This window comes from Comamonas odontotermitis, from assembly GCF_040396735.1.
Lineage (GTDB): Bacteria > Pseudomonadota > Gammaproteobacteria > Burkholderiales > Burkholderiaceae_C > Comamonas > Comamonas odontotermitis_C.
Genome location: NZ_JBEBNZ010000016.1, coordinates 40,062 through 62,299, shown reverse-complemented (window position 1 = coordinate 62,299; position 22,238 = coordinate 40,062). Strand labels below are relative to the sequence as shown.

Annotated in this window: 12 protein-coding genes; 2 read left to right on the top strand and 10 right to left on the bottom strand. The window is 62.9% G+C overall.

The window, feature by feature from the left end; genetic code table 11:
- Window positions 1-204: 204 nt before the first annotated feature.
- Window positions 205-1,866 carry an L-lactate permease gene (locus ACH2DG_RS14550; protein WP_395027002.1) on the top strand — a complete coding sequence of 554 codons (1,662 nt, stop codon included), beginning with the start codon at window positions 205-207 and terminating at the stop codon, window positions 1,864-1,866.
- A gap of 109 nt (window positions 1,867-1,975) precedes the next feature.
- On the opposite strand, the gene ACH2DG_RS14545 is transcribed toward ACH2DG_RS14550, so the two are convergent.
- The 3 genes from ACH2DG_RS14545 to xdhA all read right to left on the bottom strand — a co-directional run bounded on the left by ACH2DG_RS14545 (window position 1,976) and on the right by xdhA (window position 7,409).
- Window positions 1,976-3,277, bottom strand: a complete 1,302-nt coding sequence (locus tag ACH2DG_RS14545; RefSeq protein WP_184707627.1) for an NCS2 family permease — start codon at window positions 3,275-3,277, stop codon at window positions 1,976-1,978.
- A 126-nt stretch (window positions 3,278-3,403) separates the two neighbouring features.
- Window positions 3,404-5,827 carry a xanthine dehydrogenase molybdopterin binding subunit gene (xdhB, locus tag ACH2DG_RS14540; RefSeq protein ID WP_395027000.1) on the bottom strand — a complete coding sequence of 808 codons (2,424 nt, stop codon included), beginning with the start codon at window positions 5,825-5,827 and terminating at the stop codon, window positions 3,404-3,406.
- Between the two features lies 1 nt (window position 5,828).
- Window positions 5,829-7,409: a xanthine dehydrogenase small subunit gene (xdhA, locus tag ACH2DG_RS14535; protein WP_395026999.1), complete on the bottom strand. Its 1,581-nt coding sequence runs from the start codon at window positions 7,407-7,409 to the stop codon at window positions 5,829-5,831.
- A gap of 220 nt (window positions 7,410-7,629) precedes the next feature.
- On the opposite strand from xdhA, the gene ACH2DG_RS14530 reads away from it, so the two are divergent.
- Window positions 7,630-8,886 (top strand): lytic murein transglycosylase, encoded by a 1,257-nt coding sequence (locus ACH2DG_RS14530; protein ID WP_395026998.1) that lies wholly within the window; start codon window positions 7,630-7,632, stop codon window positions 8,884-8,886.
- A 60-nt stretch (window positions 8,887-8,946) separates the two neighbouring features.
- Here ACH2DG_RS14530 and ACH2DG_RS14525 read toward each other — a convergent pair whose 3' ends face one another.
- The 7 genes from ACH2DG_RS14525 to ACH2DG_RS14495 all read right to left on the bottom strand — a co-directional run bounded on the left by ACH2DG_RS14525 (window position 8,947) and on the right by ACH2DG_RS14495 (window position 22,202).
- Window positions 8,947-10,857 (bottom strand): sigma-54-dependent Fis family transcriptional regulator, encoded by a 1,911-nt coding sequence (locus ACH2DG_RS14525; RefSeq protein ID WP_395026997.1) that lies wholly within the window; start codon window positions 10,855-10,857, stop codon window positions 8,947-8,949.
- A gap of 49 nt (window positions 10,858-10,906) precedes the next feature.
- The gene (locus ACH2DG_RS14520; RefSeq protein WP_395026995.1) at window positions 10,907-11,443 is read right to left on the bottom strand and encodes a hypothetical protein; all 537 of its coding nucleotides are present in this window, start codon (window positions 11,441-11,443) and stop codon (window positions 10,907-10,909) included.
- A gap of 87 nt (window positions 11,444-11,530) precedes the next feature.
- The gene (locus tag ACH2DG_RS14515) at window positions 11,531-11,938 is read right to left on the bottom strand and encodes a pyridoxamine 5'-phosphate oxidase family protein (protein WP_395026994.1); all 408 of its coding nucleotides are present in this window, start codon (window positions 11,936-11,938) and stop codon (window positions 11,531-11,533) included.
- Window positions 11,939-12,101: 163 nt separating this feature from the next.
- A complete protein-coding gene (locus ACH2DG_RS14510) occupies window positions 12,102-13,628 on the bottom strand; it encodes an aldehyde dehydrogenase family protein (RefSeq protein WP_395026993.1) in 1,527 nt (508 codons plus the stop codon).
- An 81-nt stretch (window positions 13,629-13,709) separates the two neighbouring features.
- Entirely contained in the window at window positions 13,710-13,955 is a 246-nt protein-coding gene (locus tag ACH2DG_RS14505; RefSeq protein WP_395026991.1) for a hypothetical protein, read from the bottom strand.
- 13 nt (window positions 13,956-13,968) lie between these two features.
- Window positions 13,969-16,239 carry a penicillin-binding protein 1C gene (pbpC, locus tag ACH2DG_RS14500; RefSeq protein ID WP_395026990.1) on the bottom strand — a complete coding sequence of 757 codons (2,271 nt, stop codon included), beginning with the start codon at window positions 16,237-16,239 and terminating at the stop codon, window positions 13,969-13,971.
- Entirely contained in the window at window positions 16,239-22,202 is a 5,964-nt protein-coding gene (locus ACH2DG_RS14495) for an MG2 domain-containing protein (protein WP_395026989.1), read from the bottom strand. Before ACH2DG_RS14495 ends, pbpC begins: the two co-directional genes overlap by 1 nt.
- Window positions 22,203-22,238 lie beyond the last annotated feature (36 nt).

The window sequence follows — 22,238 nt, the reverse complement described above, 5'->3', positions numbered from 1 at the left end:
CGGCTACGGGTTTTTCTGAACTGCAAACCCCATGTCAGCCCGACATTATGTCGAGGTTCGATAGCGCTGGGGCCTGCTCACATACCCTCGGAATCGCGCATGCCCTGGTCTCAGTTCCCATGACGGTTGCAGCACCACCTTGCCTTGGTGGCGCAGACTCCGAACACCTGCGCCGTGGAGCACCGCCACAACGAGGAGTCAGGTATGGTTTGGCAGCAGATCTACAACCCCCTGGGCAATATGGTGCTCTCCACCTTGCTGGCGGCACTGCCCGTCGTCGTCATGCTGGTGGGCTTGGGCTTTTTACACCTCAAGGCGCATATTGCAGCGGGCGCGGGCCTGCTGTGCGCCATCATCATCGCGATAGCCGTGTATGGCATGCCAGCCGACATGGCGGGCCGCGCCGCCTTGCTGGGCGGCCTCACCGGCTTGCTGCCCATCGGCTGGATTGTGCTGAACATCATCTTCCTGCACCAGCTGACCGAGCAGAACGGCAGCTTCAAGGTGCTGCAGGATTCGATCGCCGGCATCACGGAAGACCGCCGCATTCAGCTGCTGCTGATCGCCTTTGCCTTTGGTGCCTTTTTTGAAGGCGCCGCAGGTTTTGGCACGCCGGTAGCCGTTACGGCCGCCATTCTGATCGGCCTGGGATTTTCTCCGCTGGCGGCCTCCGGCCTGTCGCTGATCGCCAATACCGCACCGGTGGCCTTTGGCGCCCTGGGCACGCCTGTCATCACACTAGCCAAAGTGCACGGGTATGACGTCATGGAAGTGACAGCCATGGTGGGCCGCCAGTTGCCCTTCTTCTCGGTGCTCGTGCCGTTCTGGCTGATCTGGGCCTTTGCGGGGCGCAAGGCCATGATGGAAATCTGGCCTGCAATCCTCGTAACCGGCCTGTCATTTGCCATTCCGCAGTACCTGGTCTCCAATTTCATCGGCCCCGAACTGGTGGACATCATTGCCGCCATCGTCTCGATGGCCTGCCTCATCGGCTTTCTGCGCATCTGGCAGCCCAAGAACATCTGGCGCAGCACTTCGCTCAAAGGCCGTGACAACGGCGAAAGCGAGGGCGATGCACCCCGCGCCATCACCCGCCATTCACGCGCCGATGTGATCCGTGCCTGGACACCCTGGGCCATCCTGACCGTGTTCGTCTTCATCTGGGGCCTGCCCTCGGTCAAGGCTGCGCTCAATGGCCTGTTCTCGCCATCATTCCCGATGAGCGGTCTGCACAACATGATCGAGAAGGTGCCACCCGTCGTGCCCAATCCGACCAAGGAGGGCGCAGTCTACGTGCTGAACCTGCTGTCGGCCACCGGCACCGGTATCCTGCTGTCGGCCATTGTTGGCGGGTTGGTGATGAAGTACAGCCCCGTGGCACTCGTCAGGCAGTTCTTCAAGACGATCTGGCTCGTGCGCTTTTCACTGCTCACCATCGTGCTGATGCTGGCGCTGGGTACCCTTACCCGCTATTCAGGCACCGATACGACACTGGGCCTCGCCTTCGCCAACACCGGCGTGCTCTACCCCTTCTTTGGCACCATGATGGGCTGGCTGGGCGTGGCGCTTACCGGGTCTGATACCGCATCGAACGTGCTGTTTGGCGGCATGCAGAAAGTGGCGGCTGAACAGTTGGGCCTGTCGCCCAACCTGATGGGCGCTGCCAACAGCTCGGGCGGTGTGATGGGCAAGATGATCGATGCGCAATCCATCGTCGTGGCATCCACTGCCACACGCTGGTTCAACCATGAGGGCGACATCCTGCGCTATGTGTTCTTCCACTCCATTGCACTGGCGTGCCTGGTGGGCATCTTTGTCACCCTGCAGGCCTATGTCTATCCGTTCACTCTGATGGTGGTGAAGTAACCGCAACATACGCGCCTGCACCCATAAGAAAAGGCCATCGCTTGATGGCCTTTTTGCTGCCCGGCGCACAACAGGTGTGCGTCATAGCTATCAGATCAATAGCGCCTCATCAATGCCCGCCAATGTAGGCAAACTTGAAGAGGAAGAGCGCTGCGATGATCCACACCATCCAGTGCACTTCCTTGACGCGGCCGGTGAAGAGTTTGATGGCCGCATACGAGATGAAGCCAAAAGCCAGGCCGTTGGCAATCGAATAGGTGAACGGCATCATCACGGCGGTGACGGCTGCGGGAATCGCCTCGGTCGAGTCATCCCATTCCACCTCTACCAGTTCCCGGAGCATGAGGCACGCCACAAACAGCAACGCAGGCGCCGTTGCATAGGCGGGCACGGAGCCGGCCAGCGGCGCAATGAACAGGCAGGCAAGGAACAGCACAGCCACCGTCATCGCCGTCAAGCCCGTGCGGCCACCGGCCTGCACGCCCGATGCGCTTTCCACATAGGCCGTGGCACTGGAAGTGCCGAGCAGCGAGCCAGCAAAGATTGCGCCACTGTCTGCCAGCAGCGACCGGTGGAAACGCTCCATCTTGCCCGGCACCAGCAGGCCGGCGCGCTTGGCCACGCCCATCAGGGTGCCGGTCGCATCAAACAGCTCCACCAGAAAGAACACCAGCACCACGTTGAGGAAACCGCTGGAGAGCGCCGTCTTGATATCCAGCTTCAAGAACGTCGGCTCGATCGACGGTGGCGCCGAGAACACGCCGTTGAACTGGTTGCCGCCAAAGAAGAAAGATGCCACCGTCACAGCCAGAATGCCGATCAGGATGGCACCGGGCACCTTCAGGCGGTCCAGCACGATGATGAGCAAGAAGCCCAGGCCGAACAGGATCACCGATGGCGAATGCAGGTCTCCCAGCGTCACCAGCGTAGCCTTGTCGCCCACCACGACGCCCGCACTCTTGAGAGCGATCAATGCCAGGAACAGACCGATACCGACGGTGATCGCCACCCGTATCGACTGCGGGATGCCCTTGATGATCTGCTCGCGTATGCGGAACACTGTGACCAGCAGGAACAGGCAGCCGGAGATGAACACCGCACCCAGCGCAGCCTGCCATGTGTAGCCCATGTGCAGCACCACCACATAGGCAAAATAGGCGTTCAGGCCCATGCCCGGCGCTATCGCGATCGGATAGTTGGCGTACAGGGCCATCACGGCCGAGCCCAGCGCGGCAATCAGGCAGGTGGCGACAAACACCGCCCCCTTGGGCATGCCCGCGTCACCCAGAATGGAAGGATTGACGAACATGATGTACGCCATGGTGAGGAAGGTGGTGAGGCCCGCCAGGACCTCGGTGCGCACGGTGGTGCCGTGCTCCCCCAGTTTGAAATATTTCTCCAGCCAGTTCATCGCTGCGTCTCCGTGTTGTTAATCGTTGGTGTGAAATGCATTTCCCTGATTGCGCAAAGCATGCTGCAAAACCTGCAAAAGGCGGCGAGTATCGCAGCAAGGCAGGCCGGCTGCATGCCCAGCCGCTCAAACCCCTTGCTGCACGTTTTCTATCGCGTTCAAAACCGCTTCGGCGGTTGCTGGTGCCCGTAGCGGCGGGCAGTTGCCAGGTGCGCCGCAGGCGGCCACTGCATCGCGAATCGCAAAGAACACCGAAAACGGCAGCAGCAGCGGCGGCTCGCCCACGGCCTTGCTGCGGTGGATGGTGTCGTGCGGATTGGCGCCTTCGAACAGTTGCACGTTCAGCACCGGCGGGCAGTCGTTGGCCGTCGGGATCTTGTAGGTACTGGGGGCATGCGTCATCAGCGCGCCCGTCTTGGGGTGCCAGACCAGCTCTTCCATGGTGAGCCAGCCCATGCCCTGCACAAAGGCCCCTTCCACCTGGCCGATATCGACGGCGGGGTTGAGCGACTGGCCCACATCGTGCAACACATCGGCACGCAAGAGCTTGCTCTCACCGGTCAAGGTATCCACCAGCACTTCGCTCACGGCGGCGCCGTACGCAAAGTAGAAGAAGGGGCGGCCATGCATGGTCTTGCTGTCCCATGAGAGGCCAGGTGTCGCATAGAAACCGTCCGACCACAGCTGCACCCGCTCCAGGTACGCCTCCTTGACCACATCTTCAAAAGCCAGGGTCTTGCCATGGACCTGGACCGTGTCATTGGCAAAGCGCACCGCATCGGCTGCACCGCCGTGGCGCTCGGCCATGTAGGCGGCCAGGCGTTCGCGGATCTGCCGCGCCGCGTCCTGCGCGGCCTTGCCGTTCAGATCGGTCCCCGTCGATGCCGCCGTGGCCGAGGTGTTGGCCACCTTGGTGGTATCGGTCGCGGTAACGCGCACGCGCTCGAAAGCCACGCCCAGTTCATGCGCCACGACCTGGGCCACCTTGGTGTTCAGGCCCTGGCCCATTTCCGTGCCGCCGTGGTTCACCAATATCGAGCCATCGTTGTATACATGCACCAGGGCCCCTGCCTGGTTGAAATGCTTGACGTTGAAGGAGATACCGAACTTGACCGGCGTGAGCGCAATGCCGCGCTTGAGCACCGGGCTTTGTGCGTTGAATGCAGCCGCCTCTGCCCGGCGCGCACGGTAATCGCTGCGCGCTTCGAGCTGGGTCACCAACTCGTCGATGATGTTGTCATCCACCACCTGACCGTAGGGCGTGACGTTGTGCTCGGTCTTGCCGTAGAAGTTGGCGCGGCGTACATCCAGCGGGTCCTTGCCCAGCTGGCGTGCAATGGAATCCATGATGTTCTCCATCACGATCGCGCCCTGCGGCCCGCCAAAACCCCGGAAAGCGGTATTGCTCTGCGTATTGGTCTTGCCCATGAAGCCTTGCATGCGCACATTGGGCAGCCAGTACGCATTGTCGAAATGGCACAGCGCCCGCGTCATCACCGGCGCCGACAGATCCGCCGAATGTCCTGCGCGCGACACCATGGTCACCTCGGCGCCCACGATGCGGCCCGCGTCGTCGAAGCCAATGTCGTATTCATACCAGAAGCAGTGGCGCCGCCCCGTGATCATGAAATCATCATCCCGGTCGAGGCGCAGCTTGACGGGGCGCCCCAGCCTGCGGGCCGCCACCGCCGCCACACAGGCAAACAGTGCCGATTGCGATTCCTTGCCGCCAAAACCTCCGCCCATGCGCCTGCATTCCACATGCACATCGTGCGCGTGCACGCCCAGCGCATGCGCCACCAGGTGCTGCATTTCACTCGGGTGCTGGGTGGAGCAGTACACATGCATGGCCTGCCCCTCCTTGGGGATGGCGTAGCTGATCTGGCCTTCCAGATAGAACTGTTCCTGGCCGCCCACTTCCCACTGGCCTTGCAGGCGGTGGGGCGCGTTTTCAATGGCCTGCGTGGTTGCACCTGCCTGCGTCTCGCGCGTCAGCTTCATCGGTGGCACCACATACTGGCCGCGCGCATGGGCCTGCTGCGGAGTCAGCACCGGCTCGGCCGCCTCCACGCTGGCAATCTTCTTGGCCTGCGCCGCCGCACGCCGCGCGGCTTGTCGCGTGCGCGCAAGCACGGCAAACAGGGGTTGGCCCAGGTAACGGATCTCGCCGTCGCACAAAATCGGGTCGTCGTGGATGATCGATCCGCAGTCATTGACACCGGGAATATCCTCCGCCGTCAGCACGGCCACCACATCAGGCATGGCGCGCACAGCGTCCAGGTCCAGCCCCAGCAAACGGCCATGGGCAATCGGCGCCAGCCCCAATGCGCAATGCAAGGTGCCCGCCAGCTCGGGCATGTCGTCAATGTAGGCGGCCTCGCCCGCCACATGCAGCGCGGCCGATTCGTGAGTGCGGCTGATGCCGACGCGGCGCCCCTGTTGCAGAGCCTGCGCTTCCGTATCGATATTGATGCGCAGCGCCTGGTTGTCGCTGTAATGGGCAAAAGCCTCGGCACCCGCCAGCAGCTGTTTGGGAATTGCTTGGTTCATGTCAGGCTCCTTGCACGCTGGTAGCACGCACCACATGGGGCATCACCGACCACACCGTGGTATCGGCACTTGCAAGCGGGGCATCGGCCCGCGTCTCCAGCCACAGCCGCTGCAGCAGGTTCTGCGCCACTTTCATACGGTAGGTGTCGCTGGCGCGCATGTCGGTCATCGGTTGAAAATCCTGCGCCAAGGCCTGCTGCGCAAGCCGGACGGTTTCTGCCGTCCACGGCTGTCCCAGCACTGCAGCTTCTGCCTTGGCCGCGCGCCTGACCGTGGCCGCCATGCCACCAAACGCCATGCGCACCGCCTGCACCTTGCCTTGGGCATCCAATGCGACGGCCAAGCCTGCACACAACGCAGAAATATCGCAATCAAAGCGCTTGCTGATCTTGTAGGCTCTTACCTGAAAATTCTGCTGGCGCAATTGCGCCAATGGCACTGCCAGGCCCTGCACAAACTCTCCGGGCTCCAGCTGGTTTTTCATATAGTCCAGATAGAAATCAGCCAAGGGCATGCGCCGCACGCGCTCGGCCTTGCGCAGCACAATCTCTGCATCCAGGGCCATCAGCACCGGTGGGGCGTCGCCAATCGGCGATCCGTTGGCCACATTGCCACCCATGGTGCCTGCATGGCGCACCGGCGGCGATGCGAAACGCAGCCACACATCCTGAAGGCTGGGGAAGCGCTGTGCCAGTGCAGCCCAGGCGTCTTCCAATGATGCGCCTGCCCCGATGTACAGCGAGCCGTCCTGCTCTTCGATCCGACGCAACTCGGCCACGCGGCCAATGGCGATGATGTCACCCAGCTCACGGAACTGCTTGGTAACCCACAGGCCGACATCGGTGGTTCCCGCAATCAGCCGCGCCTGCGGAAGCTGCGCGCGCAGATGGGCCAGGCTGTCCAGGCTGGCAGGTGCATGAAACTGCACCGCGCCATCGCTGTACTGCCAATCCGCATCGCTGTGCAGAGACTGCAATGCAGCCACGACGGGCGCCGTATCGAGCTGGCGAGCGGGCAAATCGAACATGCGCTGGCCCGCATCCAGAATGGGCCGGTAGCCCGTGCAGCGGCACAGGTTGCCCGACAACGCATCGGCCAGTTGCTGCCGGGTGGGAGCCTCGCTGCGCTGCGCCTGCTGCTGTTCGTAGACCGACCACAGGGACATCACAAAACCCGGTGTGCAAAAGCCGCACTGGGATCCGTGGCACTCCACCATGGCCTGTTGCACGGGATGCAGATCGGCGCAGCCCGCATCGGCCTTTGTCGGCTTGCAGGCGGTTTTCATGTCTTCCACGGTGAACAGCGCCTTGCCGTGCAGATTGGGCAGCAACTGGATGCAGGCGTTCACGGTCTGCAGCTTCAGGCCCTGCACCGCCTGCGGGTCGCCGGCTTCGGCCAGTTCGGCCACCAGCACGGTGCAGGCACCGCAATCGCCTTCATTGCAGCCCTCCTTGGTGCCATGGCAATGGGCATCTTCGCGCAGCCAGTCCAGCACGGAACGGGTGGGCGCCGCGCCATCGACTTGCGTGATGCGGCCCTGGTGATAAAAACGGATAGGTTGGGGTACGGTCGACTGGCTCATGGTGGGTGTTGCCATGCCCGGCTGGGCACACGGCTTCAAATTTCCTATCAGCGTAGTGTGCCGCGCCGCCCAGCGCATAACAACCCGGCGATAAGCGCTATTGCCCAGCCCATATAGTTTTGGGTTAACCCGTACAAATTGAGGCGGCTCCCGCCAAGACAGCTGCCGTCCATACAGGGTTTACCAGAGTGCGAGCCACCAAACAGGTATATTGCGCAACATGAACTTTCGCCGCACCTCCCTTGCCTTGCCCCAGCTTGCCTTGCTTGCCAGCCTGGGTTTTTCAGCCCCGGCCGTATTGGCACAAGCCAGCCCGCCGCAAGAGCCGCCCCAGCTCAGCAGCGCAGAGTTCCAATCCTGCCTGTCGGAGCTGCGTGCCAGCAAGGCCTTCGCCGCCATCACCTCGGCCACGTTCACGCAATACACCGAGCACCTGCAGCCCGATGCCACGGTGCTGCCGCTTCTCAATCGCCAGCCCGAGTTCAGCATGCCGGTGTGGGATTACCTGGCGGTGCTGGTCGACGACCAGCGTGTGGCCGATGGGCGGGCTGCCTATTCCAAATGGCAGGACACGCTCGCCAAGATCGAACAGAGCACCGGCGTATCCCCGCAAATCGTGGTAGGCGTGTGGGGCGTCGAGAGCAATTTCGGCCAGAACCTGGGCGGCCGTTCGCTCGTGCAGTCACTCGGTACCCTGTCCTGTTTTGGCCGTCGCCAAGCCTACTTTCGCGGCGAATTCGCCAGCGCACTGCGCATTCTGCAGGAAGGCCACATCGCAGAATCCAAGCTGGTCGGGTCATGGGCAGGCGCCTTTGGCCAAACGCAGTTCATGCCATCCACGTTCTTCCGCAGCGCGGTCGATTTTGACGGCGACGGCCGCCGCGACATCGTGGACAGCGTGCCCGACGCGCTGGCCTCCACGGCCACGTTCCTGAAGAATGCTGGCTACCGCCCAGGGCAACCCTGGGGTTTTGAGGTGAAGCTGCCTGCCAACTTTGACACCAGCGATGCAGGGCGCAAGAACAAAAAGCCCATCGCTACCTGGCGTGCCGCCGGGGTGACACTGGTGAACGGTCAGCCACTGCCCGACAGCCTGCCCACTGCCGGGTTGATGATTCCTGCCGCCGGTGGCCCGGCCTTTTTGGTGGGGCGAAACTTTGACGCGCTCTACAGCTACAACGCATCGGAAAACTATGCGCTGGCGATTGCCCAATTGTCGAACCTGGTGGCCAACCCCGCAGAAAGCCGCACCGGCTTTGTCGCTGCCTGGCCCACGGATGACCCGGGCCTGTCGCGCGCACAGAACAAGGAACTGCAACAGGCATTGCTCGCTCGCGGCTACGACATCGGCAGCGCCGACGGCATGATCGGTGCCAAGACGCGCGAAGCCATCAAGGCCGAGCAAACCCGACTGGGACAGAAGGCCGATGGCCGCGCTGGCCAGAAGCTGCTGCGCGCCATCTCCGCGAGCAACTGATCCGGTGTCTGGGTTGCTTGCACCCGTCGCATTGCCTGACAGGCGCAAACGAAGTCGGAATCAACCCAGCAGGCCGGGCGGCAGCAAGTGCCGCTTGCGATAGATGGTGGTGCGAGAGATGCCCAGCGCCCGTGCCGCTGCCGATACATTGCCTTGGTGCAGTTGCAGCATCCGGGCCATGGCATCCAGGGTCACGTCCTGCAGGCGCGGGCTGTCTGATAGGACTTCTTCAGCAGGGTCGGCAAGAACGGCATTGAAGACAGGCCGTCCACCATCGCGCAATTCGTCCAGAAAATCATCCGGCAGGTGCGCTGGCGCTATGGCTCCATCATCGGCCATGGCAACCGCGGTGCGCAGCAGATTGTGCAACTGGCGCACATTGCCGGGCCAGTGGTGGCGGCGCAGTAGCGCCATCACCTCGGGCGCCACGTCGACCATGCCCTGGCCCGCTTCATCGCACAGCGACTTGAGCAGCTTCTTCACAACCAGTTCGAGGTCGGTGCGCTCGCGCAATGCAGGCAGACGCACCACCAGGCCATTGAGACGGTAGTACAGGTCTTCGCGGAACGCACCGCGCGCCACCATATCCTTCAGGTTCTTGTGTGTGGCGCTGATGACATTCACATCTACCACCACTTCCTTGGCCGCGCCCAGGGGGCTCACCTTGCGCTCCTGCAGCATGCGCAAGAGGCGTGCCTGCAGGTGCGCAGGCATATCGCCGATCTCATCCAGAAACAGCGTACCGCCATGGGCTTGCACGATCTTGCCCATGGCGCCCCTGCGCCGCGCACCGGTGAAGGCGCCCTCTTCGTACCCGAAAAGCTCTGCTTCGATCAGCGATTCGGGAATGGAAGCACAGTTGACCGCCACAAAGGGCTGGCGTGCCCGGGAAGAATCATGGTGGATGGCTTGCGCCAGCAGGTCCTTGCCGGTGCCGGTTTCGCCCAGGATCATGACCGGAATGTCGCGGTCCACCACACGGCGGAGCTTGTGGATCACGGCGGCCAGTTGTGGATCGCCCGTGTCCAGGTACTGCAGCGACGACAGCTGCATGCGGCGTGGTGCCTCGTGCGCCGTCGCTTGCGAGGCAGCAGACACAGGCCAGACTGTGTGAGCCTGCAGGCGGGCCCGGCACCACACCGAGACGCCGTTGTACAGCCCCAACTGGCGTGGCGCCGTGCTGGTACGAAACCATTCATGCAGCAGCGACACCGGCAAGCCGAACAGCGACGAGAAGGTATGCGCCTGCAGCGCAGCAAATGGCAGACCCAGCTGAAACTGCGCACTGCGATTGGCTGACAGAAAACGTCCGTCCGACGTGAATACCGCGATGCCCTCGACCAGGGTGCCCAGAAATTCGGCCCGCGCATGAAAATGCAGACGCATGGCATCGGGAAAGCTGGCCGCGAACATCTGGTTCTCGATCATCTGCGCCGACATGCGCACCAGCGCCAGGGTGTGCTGGTGGTGGCTGCGATGATCCCCCGTCACATCGAGCGCACCGACAATCTGGCCATGCGGATCGAAGATGGGAGCGCAGGAACAGGTCAGTCCCTGGTTGACGCGCATGTAGTGCTGATCCCCCAGCACCGTGACTGGGGCCTGCTCGATCAAGGCCGTTCCGATGGCATTTGTGCCCTTGGTCTGTTCAGACCAGTCCATGCCGGGCACCAACGCCACACGCGAGGCCTTCTCCAGAAAATCATTGTCTCCCAATGAATGCAGCACTACGCCCTGGGCAGAAGTGAGCAGCACCATGCTGTGGGTGTTGGCAATCTGGCCGTAGAGCGTCTCCATCACCGGCGCGGCATGCTGGAACAGCAGGCGGCTTTCCTCCAGCATGCCCTGCAACTGGCCTGTCGCCAGACTGGAGCAATCCGGTGCATCGTCCACAGCGATGCCAAAGCTGCGCGAACGTTGGTGCGATTGATCGATGACGCTGGCGTCACCTCGCAATAGATCAGGGTTCATGCCGTCTCCTGTGACCGCCTCTTGTAGCCAGGGCAGCCTTGGGAAGACATTATGCGACGGCAAGCTTCAATCGCACGATGCGCGACTGGCAGTTGGCATAGACCTGCTGGGTCCGCAACCGCATCAGTTCGTAGCCCGCCGGGCACTGAAAGCCCGGCAGTGCGTGGCTTTCCGCCACGCGCAGGTGGCCATTGATGCGCAGACGCGCCCGCCGCGCAAAGTCCACAAAGACCGTACCGGCTTTGCAACCCTCGTCTCCCGCCAGTTGCAGCAAGCTCGCTCCTGCGGCTTTGTGCAACAGAAAATAAAAGGTCTGTGCATCACCAAACGCCACCAACGGATAGGTGCCCTGCGCCGTGGTGACGCAGGCCAGCATCTGGGTGTGGATGGCACCGCACTCCTCCCGCACGCTGACAAAGAAAAACGGCTGGCTCGCAATGAAGCTGGCATTTCCCGCACTCAAATGGTCGCCGATGGTGCCCTTCATTTCTCGCGCTTCGGCCTCTACACCAAAACGGCGATGCGCTTGACATTCACCCGCATGGAAGATGTCGCGCTCGTAGGGATCTTCAAGAATGATGCGCATGGCACTTCAGCCCGGTAAAGCGTTAAAGACAATAGCCGCAAGCGTCTGAGGAATGGGCGCCTGAAGCAACTCGTATTTACTACCCGTTCACCCTGCCAGCTCCAGGCGCGGCAACCCTTGCACCGGCGCACGCAGTACCCGTGCCACCGCTACTGCGATCGTGCGCGGTGCCCGGGGCCACGCAGGGTTTGGCCCTTCCAGTTGGGCCAGTCCTTGTACAAGCACCGTGGATTGCTGCACAAAATCGACGAACAGCAGCGCAAGCTGGGGATGCTCCAGCAGATTGCCGATGGTGTTGAACAGGTTGTTGCCCGGGTAGTCGGGGAAGACGAGGCGCCTCGCGCCTTCCACCCGCAACAGCGGCTCGAAGCCACCCTCCGTCTGCCGTCCCCGGTACGAGCTGTCGCAGTCGCCAGCGTTGCTCGCTGAGCCCAGCAAGAAGAAAGGCTGCGCTTCAAGCCAGGGTTGGAGAGAGATCAGGGAGCACTCGGTCATCACCACCATCCATTACGCATGGCACATCACCACCCGAAAACCGGCGCCGCCCAGATGCGAGACGGCCAGAACGGGCCGCCCCCCGACTGTAGCTGCCTTCCCCCTGCCCGCACGGCCATGCCTTGCGAGCGCTCGGGGAAGGCGCAGCACCTCAAGGGTGATCCTAGAAAAATCCCAGCGCCTTGGGGCTGTAGCTCACCAGGAGGTTCTTGGTCTGCTGGTAGTTGGACAGCGCAGACTTGTGGTTCTCGCGACCGATGCCCGACTTCTTGTAGCCACCAAACGCCGCATGCGCCGGATAGAGGTGGTAGCAGTTGGTCCACACGCGGCCCGCCTTGACGGCGCGTCCCATTTGGTAGGCCGTGGTGCCGTTGCGGCTCCACACACCGGCTCCCAGGCCATATTCGGTGTCGTTGGCAATGCGGATCGCGTCTTCCATGGTCTTGAAGGTGGTGACCGAGGCCACCGGACCGAAGATCTCTTCCTGGAACACCCGCATATTGTTCTGACCGAACAGCAACGTGGGCTTGACAAAGAAGCCGTCGTCGATCTCGCCGCCCTGGCGGTTGCGCTCGCCTCCGGTCAGGCATTCGGCGCCCTCCTGCCGGCCCACATCGATGTAACCCAGAATGCGTTCGAGCTGCGCCTGCGAAACTTGCGCACCCACCATGGTGCTCTTGTCCAGCGGATGGCCCTGCTTCATCTGCTGCACCCGCTTGACGGCGCGCTCAATAAAACGGTCGTAGATCGATTCCTGGATCAGGATACGCGATGGGCAGGTGCAGACCTCGCCCTGGTTCAGCGCAAACATCGAAAAGCCTTCCATGACCTTGTCGAGGAAATCGTCGTCCGCGTCCATCACGTCGGCAAAGAAGATGTTGGGGCTCTTGCCGCCCAACTCGACTGTCGAGGGGATCATGCTGTCGGCTGCGGCGTGCAGAATGCGCTGCCCCACAGCGGACGAGCCCGTGAATGCAATCTTGGTGATGCGTTTGCTGGTGGCCAGCGCCTCGCCCGCCTCCTTGCCAAAGCCATTGACCACGTTGACCACACCTGGCGGCAACAGGTCGGCGATCAACTCCATCAGCACCATGATCGAGGCAGGCGTCTGTTCGGCGGGCTTGAGCACCACACAGCACCCGGCAGCGAGGGCTGGCGGCAGCTTCCACGACGCCATCAAGAGCGGGAAGTTCCACGGAATGATCTGCCCGACCACGCCGATGGGCTCGTGGAAATGGTAGGCCACCGTGTTGGCGTCGATCTCCGAGATGCCGCCCTCCTGCGCGCGGATGCAACCCGCGAAATAGCGGAAATGGTCAATGGCCAGCGGAATGTCGGCCGCCATGGTTTCGCGCAGCGGCTTGCCGTTGTCGATGGTTTCGGCGATCGCCAGCAACTCCAGGTTCTGCTCCATGCGGTCGGCGATCTTGAGCAGGATGTTGGAGCGCTCGGTGGCCGAGGTGGCCGCCCATTTGTCCTGGGCGGCGTGAGCCGCGTCCAGCGCGAGATTCACGTCATTGGCGTCCGACTGCGCCACTTTGCAGAAGGGCTTGCCGGTGATGGGCGAGACATTGTCAAAATAACGGCCCGCCAGCGGTGCAACCCACTTGCCGCCAATGAAGTTGTCGTACTTCTGCTTGTACGGATAGTCGATATCGATATTGAAGCGCTTGAGTTCGAACATGTCCATGCTTGTCTCCTGGTTCGCGTTGCCGATAGAAAAGGCTCCCACGCCTGCGCGCCGGCAGGCTGCCGCAACCCCTTGAGGAAGTCACTTTTGCCTGAGGAGCAGTCCGGCCGCAAAAAACGGCCGCTCAGCGAGTCTTGTGCAAACTCCGTGCCACATGAAAAACGCCTGTTCATGCGCATCTGGCCAGCCATGCGGAACAATGCTGTTCCAATCTGCAACAGATACCGTTGCAAATGGCAGCGCCTGCTGTTGCAGGTAGAACCCTGGGTAAGGATGGCGCAATAATTCGATGGCATCCGGCGCAGGCCGGACATGCGCCAACGCCATCTCTGCCGCAGATTCAGCGCTTTGATTGCTTGACGCCCGCGCCCCGCACTTCGAGCCGGATGCTGTCCAGGACCTCGCCCTTGGCATTGACCAATTCCACCTGGTGGCGCCCAGGCCACGGCAACCAGGCCCAGCGGGCGCCGCGGGCCACGTCCTTGCCGTCCATGCGCCAGCGGGCCGATGCGCTGTCGGCTACGAACTGAAGGCGCTGGCGGTCCGGCGGGATGTCCGGATCGACCGCCACGATGGTGCCATTCGCCGGCGCCACGATGCGTGCGGTGGCGAGTGCCTGTGCATCGCCGGGCTGGCGGCTCCCAGGCAACTCGTCGATGCCACTGGCCTGACCGTCGAGTGCAAAGCGCTTTTGTGCGGTGCCCGCCAGAAACCACTCCTGCCTCCGCGCCTCCAGCGCAAAACCTGCACCAGCTTGCTCTTCGGGGGCCGGACCAAAATCCACCCATTGGACTGCCACGCCCACAGGCGCCTGCGGCGCGCGGCTGGGCCGGTCCCGGTGCAGAAAACCCATCATCGCTGCCCACATGGGCGCAGCGCCGCTGGTGCCGCTGACAGAGTGCATGGCGGCGCCGCTGGCATTGCCCACCCATACGCCCACCGTATAACGGTCAGACCAGCCAATGGCCCAGTTGTCGCGCATGTCCTTGCTGGTACCGGTCTTGACCGCCGTCCAGCTACGCGTTCCCAGCACGCTGCTGGTGCCAAAGGTACGCACGCGGGCATTGTTGTCGGCCAGCATGTCGCCCACGATGAAGGCCGCGCCCGCATCCATCACCTGCTGGTACTGCGGCTTGGCCGCTGCAGCGGCCGTGGTGGATGGGGCCACCGCACTGTAGCGGCCGCCGTTGGCCAACGCACGGTAGGCATTGGTCAGCTGCAGCAGCGGAATCTCCGGGCTGCCCAATGCCAGGCTGTAGCCGAAATAGCTGCCCGATTCGCGCATGGGCATGCCCAGGTGGTTCAACTGGTCAAAGAAATCATCGACTCCTACCATCACCAAGGTGCGCACAGCCGGCACATTGAGAGACGCGCCCAGCGCCGTTCGAACCGATACCCAGCCTTTGAAGCTGCGATCGTAGTTTTGCGGAATGTAGAGGCCACTGGCGGTAGGGATGCGCGCGGGCGAATCCTCGATCAGCGAGGCAGCGGTGAGCTTGTGCTCTGCAATGGCCTGTCCGTACAAAAACGGCTTGAGCGTGGAGCCCGGCTGCCGAGGCGCCAGTACGGCGTCCACCTCGTCGGCCTGGCTGAGCACACCGGATGACCCGACCCAGGCCAGCACCTGGCCCGTGGCGTTGTCCAGCACCAGGATCGCGCCATCCTGCACATTGCTCGTGCGCAGCTCCTGCAAGTGCTGGTTGAGCGTATCGACAGCAAAACGCTGCAGTGGCGCACTGAGCGTGGTGCGCAGGCTGGCCACGCCTTGTGGGCGCGATGCCGCCATTTTGATGTTGCGTTGCTCACGCAGCGCAATACGGCTGAAGTGCGGCGCGATGCCGTCGCTTGCTTCAAAAGCCCGCTTCTTGAGCGCCACCTCGGTGAAGAACACCACGGCGTCGCAATCCACAGAGCTACCACCGACACCGGTGCTTGCACGCATGTCCTTGAGAACGCCACAGGCACGCTGCCCCACCTGCGCGGGACGTGCGTTTGGTGCGCGCACCAGCGCGGCGGCCACCGCGGCTTCGCGGTCGTCGAGCCCATGCGGCGCCTTGTCGAACAAGGTACGTGAGAGCGCGTCGATGCCCACCATCTCGCCACGGAACGGCACCAGGTTCAGGTAGGCCTCCAGGATCTGGGTTTTGCTCCAGCGCCTATCCAGCACCTGGGCCGCCACGGTCTGCCCCGCCTTCTGCACCACGCTTCGACCGCCACTGCCGCGGCGCCAATCGCCATCCAGCAAGCCCGCCAGCTGCATGGAGATGGTGCTGGCACCACGCGTGCGCTGGTTCCACAGGTTGCCCCAGGCTGCAGCCGTCACCGCTGCCCAGTCCACACCGCTGTGTTCATAAAAGCGCCGGTCTTCGCTCAGCACCATGGCCGTGCGCAGTGCGGCAGAAACATCGGCGAGCGGTACCCAGTCGCCGCGGCGCACCGTGGCATCGGTGCGCACGCGCTGCAGCAATTCACCCTCGCGCGACAGCACGCGTGTTTCGGACGATCTGAAATCCTGCTGAACTTCGGCAAAGCTGGGCACGGCATACGCCAGCGGTGCGTGCGCCAGCCATACCATGGCCAGTGCACGCAAGGGGTTGGTCCATCGCTGCATCACTTGCCCGCTGGCACCACCGTCATCTTGGGGTTGGGCGCCATGCCAAACATCTCGGGCGCGTACAGCGCTTCGATGCGGGTGGAGGGCATGGCGAACTCGCCCGTGTTGTTGACGCGGAAGCTGTACTGCAGGCTGAGCTTGCCTTGCGGCAGGTGGCCGTAGTAGACGCGATAGGCCTCGAACGAACGCTCCTCGAAGGCCTTCCAGCCCCAGCCAGTGGATTTCTCGCCATCGGTTGCGAGCGCCGAATCGCGGCCGAGGCCGCTGCCAAGAATGGTGGCGCCGCCAGGCACCGGGTCGGTGATTGCAACCCAGGTCATGTTGGCGCTGGCATTGACTTCCAGCGTCACCCGCAGCACATCGCCGCGCGTGTACTGGCCTGCAGGTAGGCTCTTGTTGGCCTGTTCCACCGGAGTGATGGTCTTGCTGATGGTGTAGCCAGCGGACAGTTGTGACTTGAGCGGTATCGCGGCCTGCGACTGCACCGTCAGCCACGGCTTGCCCGTGCCCTTTTGCTGCACCTTCAGACTTTGCTGCCCATTGGCCCAGGGCAGATCCATGGTGTTGTTCAACCACGGCGAGATCTGCTCCGTCGGCCCCACGGCACGCTTGCCACCCTGGGCCAGCAGTTCGATCGCATCCGGCGCCTTGGTAATGCGGCTCCAGTCCACCGACGCACTCTTGCCGCCCATGCTGGCTTCGGTCGTACCCGTCACCGGTTCGGACTCATACGTGCGCGAGAAGCGCTCCAGCGCCATCGCACCCCACAGGTTCGCGGTGGTAGTGCTCCAGGCACCGCTCTTCTGGCGACCGATGAAGCTGCTGGCCAGGCGAGGCAGATCGTCCTTCCAGGCAGGATCGCCCATGATGACGAGCAGGAAGCGCGCCAAGGTGGTATCGCCGTTTTGCATCAGCCACCACCAGTAGTCGTTGTTCTCGTTGGCGAACAACACCTTGGTGCCCTGGTAGCTCAGGCGCGCACGCAGAATCTGGTTGGCCTCTTCCATCAGCTTGGTGCGGTTGGGCGCATCCTTCATGTTCTGCAGGATCGACAGCCAATCCACCACAGCCTGCGTCGGCCAGTCGTTGGGGGCGATGTTGATGCTGGTGAGCATGCGCGGCTGCGCCTTGCCATGCAGGGCGAGTGCGCTGATGGCAGCAATCTTGCGTACATCCAGGTCCGCGCGCGGGCTCCAGAACTTGCGCTCGATCTTGCCGTCAACAAACCTGCCCAGCGCCGTGGCCATGCGATCCAGCGACGCGGCAGGCAGCGCAAACTGCGGATCGAGCTTCTTCATCTCGAACGAGGCCTGCAGCAGGTATGCAGTCAGGGTATCGCTGCCGGTATTGCTGCTGCCGGGCTGCGGCGGGAAGTAGTTGGCCAGGCCATCGCCATCCAGGTAGGTGGGCAGGCGGTCCATCGTGTCCTTCCACATCGCTGCGTCGCGCAGGCCGATGGCCTTGCTCGATTTCTGCTCCAGGCAGGCATAGGGGTAGTTCACCCACCAGTCCCGCACGCCGGGCAAGCCTTCGGCCAAGCGCGGCACCATCGACAGCTTGAGTCCACCACGTCCGGGCAGCGCGTCGGCCGGCGCACTCACCGGCATGTCCACAACGCCATCGACCTGCACCAGAGTCGCCTGCAAGGTGGTGACGACCACTGCAGGCACCACGCGCTGGCTGACCTTGAGCGCATCTGCCGCGTCGCCATTCTTGTCCTTGGCTGCAATTTCCCACAACAGCTCGCCCTGGCGGCTTTGCGACATATCGGCAGGAGCCGTCACCGTCCACGACACCAGCTTGGCATCTCCTGCGGGAATTTCCACGGTCTGCGGCTCCAGTTGCAGCAAGGTTGCCTTGGGCGTGACCACAACCTGCATTGGCTTGGAGGTCGTGTTGCGCAAGGTAACCTGTGCATCGTACTTGTCACCATCGCGCACCAGCGGCGGCAGGCCGCTGATGATCTGCAGTTCCTGCGAGGTGCGGATCTGCGTGCTTCCGGTACCGAACAGCTCCAACCCGCTGTCGGCCACCGCAACGATCTTGAAGCTGGTGAGTGCATCGTTCAGCGGCACATCGACCTCGGCCCGGCCATTGGCGTCCAGTACTACGTCCGGTTTCCACAGCAGCAAGGTGTCGAGCAGTTCGCGGGTCTGGCCGCTGCCGCCGCCGCCACCTGCCGCCACAGCCTTGCGGCCATAGTGGCGCCTGCCGATGATTTCCATCTGCGCCGTCGAAGTCTCCACGCCCCAGGCGCGCTTCTGGTACATGGCGTCGAGCAGCGCCCAGCTGTCATTGCGCTTGAGTTCCAGCAGGGCCTGGTCCACCGCAGCCACCGCCACGCTCGCGCCAGCCGCCGGCTTGCCATTGGGCAGCTTGGCCTCAATCGTCACCTTGGCGGTATTGCGGATGCGGTAGTTTTCCTTGTCGCTCTTGACCGTGACAGCCAACTGGCGATCGGCAATGCCCACACGGATTTCGGCTGCGCCCAGACGGTACGCAGGCTTGGACAGATCCACCAGCGCGGTCGGCGCCACGTATTCCTTGCCTTCGTACCAGAAGGCCGTCCACCATTCACGCGGCGACTTGAAACCCCAGGTGAAGAAGCTGTACCACGGCACATCACGCAGGCGACCACGCAAGGCCATCACGCTCACGTACACATTGGGTCCCCAGCCTTCCTGCACCTTCAGGTGAACGGTCGGGTCGTCACCGCGCAAGGTCATTACCTGGCTCTGGATGATGCCCTCGCGCTCCACCGTCACCAGCGCCGTTGCCTCGCGGAAGGGCATGCGCACCTGGAAACGGGCGGTATCGCCTACCTTGTAGGCTTTCTTTTCAGGCAGCAGGTCCATGCGGTCGTTGTCATCGCCGCCAAACCACAACTCGCCCTGCTTGGTCACCCAGACGGAAGTCGCCGCCTGCGATATGCGGCCCTTGTCGTCCTGCGCTTCTGCAATCAGCTCGACCTCGCCGTTGTCCTTGAGCTGGGTACTGCAGTCGAGCATGCCTTTGGCGTCGCTCTTGCCGCTGCATACGGTGCCCAGGTCCTGGAAGCTCTCATGGTTTTCGTAGCTGTAAAAGCCTCCCACCATGCGCTTGCGGGTGGAGGTGACGATGCGCGCCACAGCCTTGACCTGCAGCTTGACGCCCGAGACCGGTTTGCCCGAAGGTGTGAGTGTCAGCGCCTGGAAGGAGAGCTTCTTGTCCGTCGACGCCCAGTTCTCGGCCTTGATGCCTGCCACCACGGCAGCGGGCCAGATCACGCTGCTGTGGCTCAGGGTCTGTACCTCGCCATTGGGGTCTGAAAAGCTCGCTTCCAGCAGCAGATCCTGTGGTGCTTTCGATGTCGGAATCTTGTCGATGGCTGCCGTACCCGTGCCGTTGGCGTCCAGAGTCAGCGGCAGTTTGTCGGCGATCACGCGGCGGTCATTGCTGTAGTCCTCGCTGTCAGCACCGGGCAGCCTGCCGCTGAGGTGAGGACGGCCAAACGAGAAGCTGTCGTAGTCCTCAAACCCCGCATAGTGCAAGCCCACTGCCGCCGATACCGTAACGGCCTGGCGCGCTGCCGCACCGCCTGACAGGTACGCCAGTTGCACCTGCGCCCCCAGTTTGCCCGGCTGCACGATAGGGGCTGCCACGTCGGGTGCCACACTGCCCTTGAGCACAGGAAGCCGAAACTCTTCGACACGGAACGAGCCGGTGCCGAGCTCCTGCTCTCCCCATTTGCCCTTTCCGCCCTTGAGGCTGATGTTGTAGGTTCCCAGCTTGGCCGATTTGGGAATCTTGAACTCCGAGCTGGCCGACAGGCCACTGCCCGGGCGGCTCCATTGCAGCGGCAGCTCAAACTCATCGTTGCTGCCCTGGTGCGTGATCACCACGGTGCCAGGCAGTTGCTCCTTGTCCACCAGGCCCAGACCATTCAAGGTCTGGGTGCGGATGATGTGCTTCATCGACACGGTCTCGCCCGCGCGCAGCAGGCTGCGGTCGAGGATAGTGTGGGCCACGACATCCTTGAGCGGGCTGGTGTCGGTTTCCAGGTTGTAGCGCCAGCTCTCGATGCCGCGCTGCCAGTCGGTCCAGACAAAGGCCATGTCGGGGTTGCCATCGACCGTGGCACGCGCACTCACAAAATAGGCGGAACTGGTGTCATCCTGCGGCCCCAGGCATTGAACCGAGCGCTGGGACTGCAGTTTCTCAAAGCGCGCAATGCCATCCTTGTCGGTGGTTGCCATCTCCAGCGTCTTGCCATCGCAGCTGGATACGCGCACCTGCGCGCCCGGCACGGGTTTGCCTTTGTCCAGGCTCGTGACCCAGGCCATCGAGTTCTCCCGGCCCAGCTTGAAATGCACACCCAGATTGGTGACCAGGGCCGAGGTGCGCACATACATCACGCGCCTGGCGGCTTCGTAGCCTGTATTCAGCAGCGCATCGCCCAGCATCGGAGACGCGATCTCGACCACATGGAAACCCGTGGGCAGCGGAATGCCCACCACCTCGAATGGCCGGGGGTCCTTGGTGTCGGCCTTGGGCAGCGCCAGCTTCTTGCTGCCGCCCTGCCCCTCCAGCAACGAGAGCATGCGGGCCTCCACATCGTCCTTGCTGCCATCTGGCAGGGGCTTGGGCAGCGGCGTTTTGGAATCCTTGGCAGCGTCGGTGCGCCGGACCGATTTCCAGCCGTCGTAGTACTGCACCTTGTAGTACCAGCGGATGATGTCCACATCGCTTTGCAACTGCAAGGTACTGACCGTGCCCTTGTCTTCAATGGCAACATTGCTGAGATTGAGATCCTGCTCCACATTGCGCAAGGTCACCGGCAGAATAGCCGGGCCCTTGTCGCCCTCGGCAAAGCGCTCCACCACGCCAAAGGGCGCGGCTGCGAACTTGGCGAGCGGGGGCATCAGCCCGATCTGCACCTTCAGAGGAAAGAGATTGGCGTTGCTCAGCTTGCGGTCGTGTACATCCTTGAAACCCGAGGGCAGCACGATGCGCAACTGGTCCTTCTCGGCAAACGGGGGCGCAAAGTCGACACGAGAGACTTCGGTGTCGTCGTCGCCATCTTCCACATCGGGCTTGAGCGCGCCCTTGGAGGTCTCCAGCCGAATGTCCCTGGCCAGTTTGCGGCTGATCGGGGCGCTGAACATCATCGCCAGCGGGCGAATCGGCAGGCAACCCGATTGCGCATTGGCGCGTTCACAGGTGAATTCGGCAGTGAATGGTGGCCGCACACGGAAGTTGAAGCGGCGCTCGCGCTTTTGCAAGACCCCATTGTGCGTACTGACGCCAGGGCCGATCACCAGGCTCATCTCCGCGCCATCGGGCAGTGCGCGCTGGCATTGCAGCGCCACAAAGCGCTGCGGGTTCCGCGCCAGTTCGTTCTTGCCAAACTCATTCGCCATGAAGGCCTGCGACTGCGCAGCGCTGAGCAATTTGACGGGGATGCGCTCGCCAATCCCCTTGACGGCGCACCAGCTGCTGCTCTCGACCGTCTTGTCGATCACGTCGGCATTGAACTGCAGGCCAAAATACTGCTGCGCATCCAGATCCTGGTAGCTGCTCGGGGCGTTGCGCACCACCGACGGCCCGCCGGTGCCAAAGCGGTACTGTGCCGCACCCTTGACCGGCTCGCCGGCCGCGTCCTTGAGGCCCGCGACCTTGTCCACCGTGCAGTTCACACCGGGTGGAAGATCATCGGCCAGATCCAGCACCCACTCCTTGGGTCCCGTCCAGCGGCCGGTGGCCTGGCTGATCACCTGTTTGTTGTCACAATCGATCTTGACCGGGGCGGCCGCGCGCAGGTCGCCCATGGGCACCACCGGTGCATCGAATTTGACGACGACCTGGCGCACCCGCGCCACCTCGCCCTGTGGCGATACCGCCGTGATCGTGGTGGCATGCGCGCCTGCCGCCAGCACTGCCCATCCGAGGCCAGCCAGCCAGTGTTGTATTCGTTGATTCACAAAGCTCTCCCTTGGGATGGCGAGAGCGTACCAAAA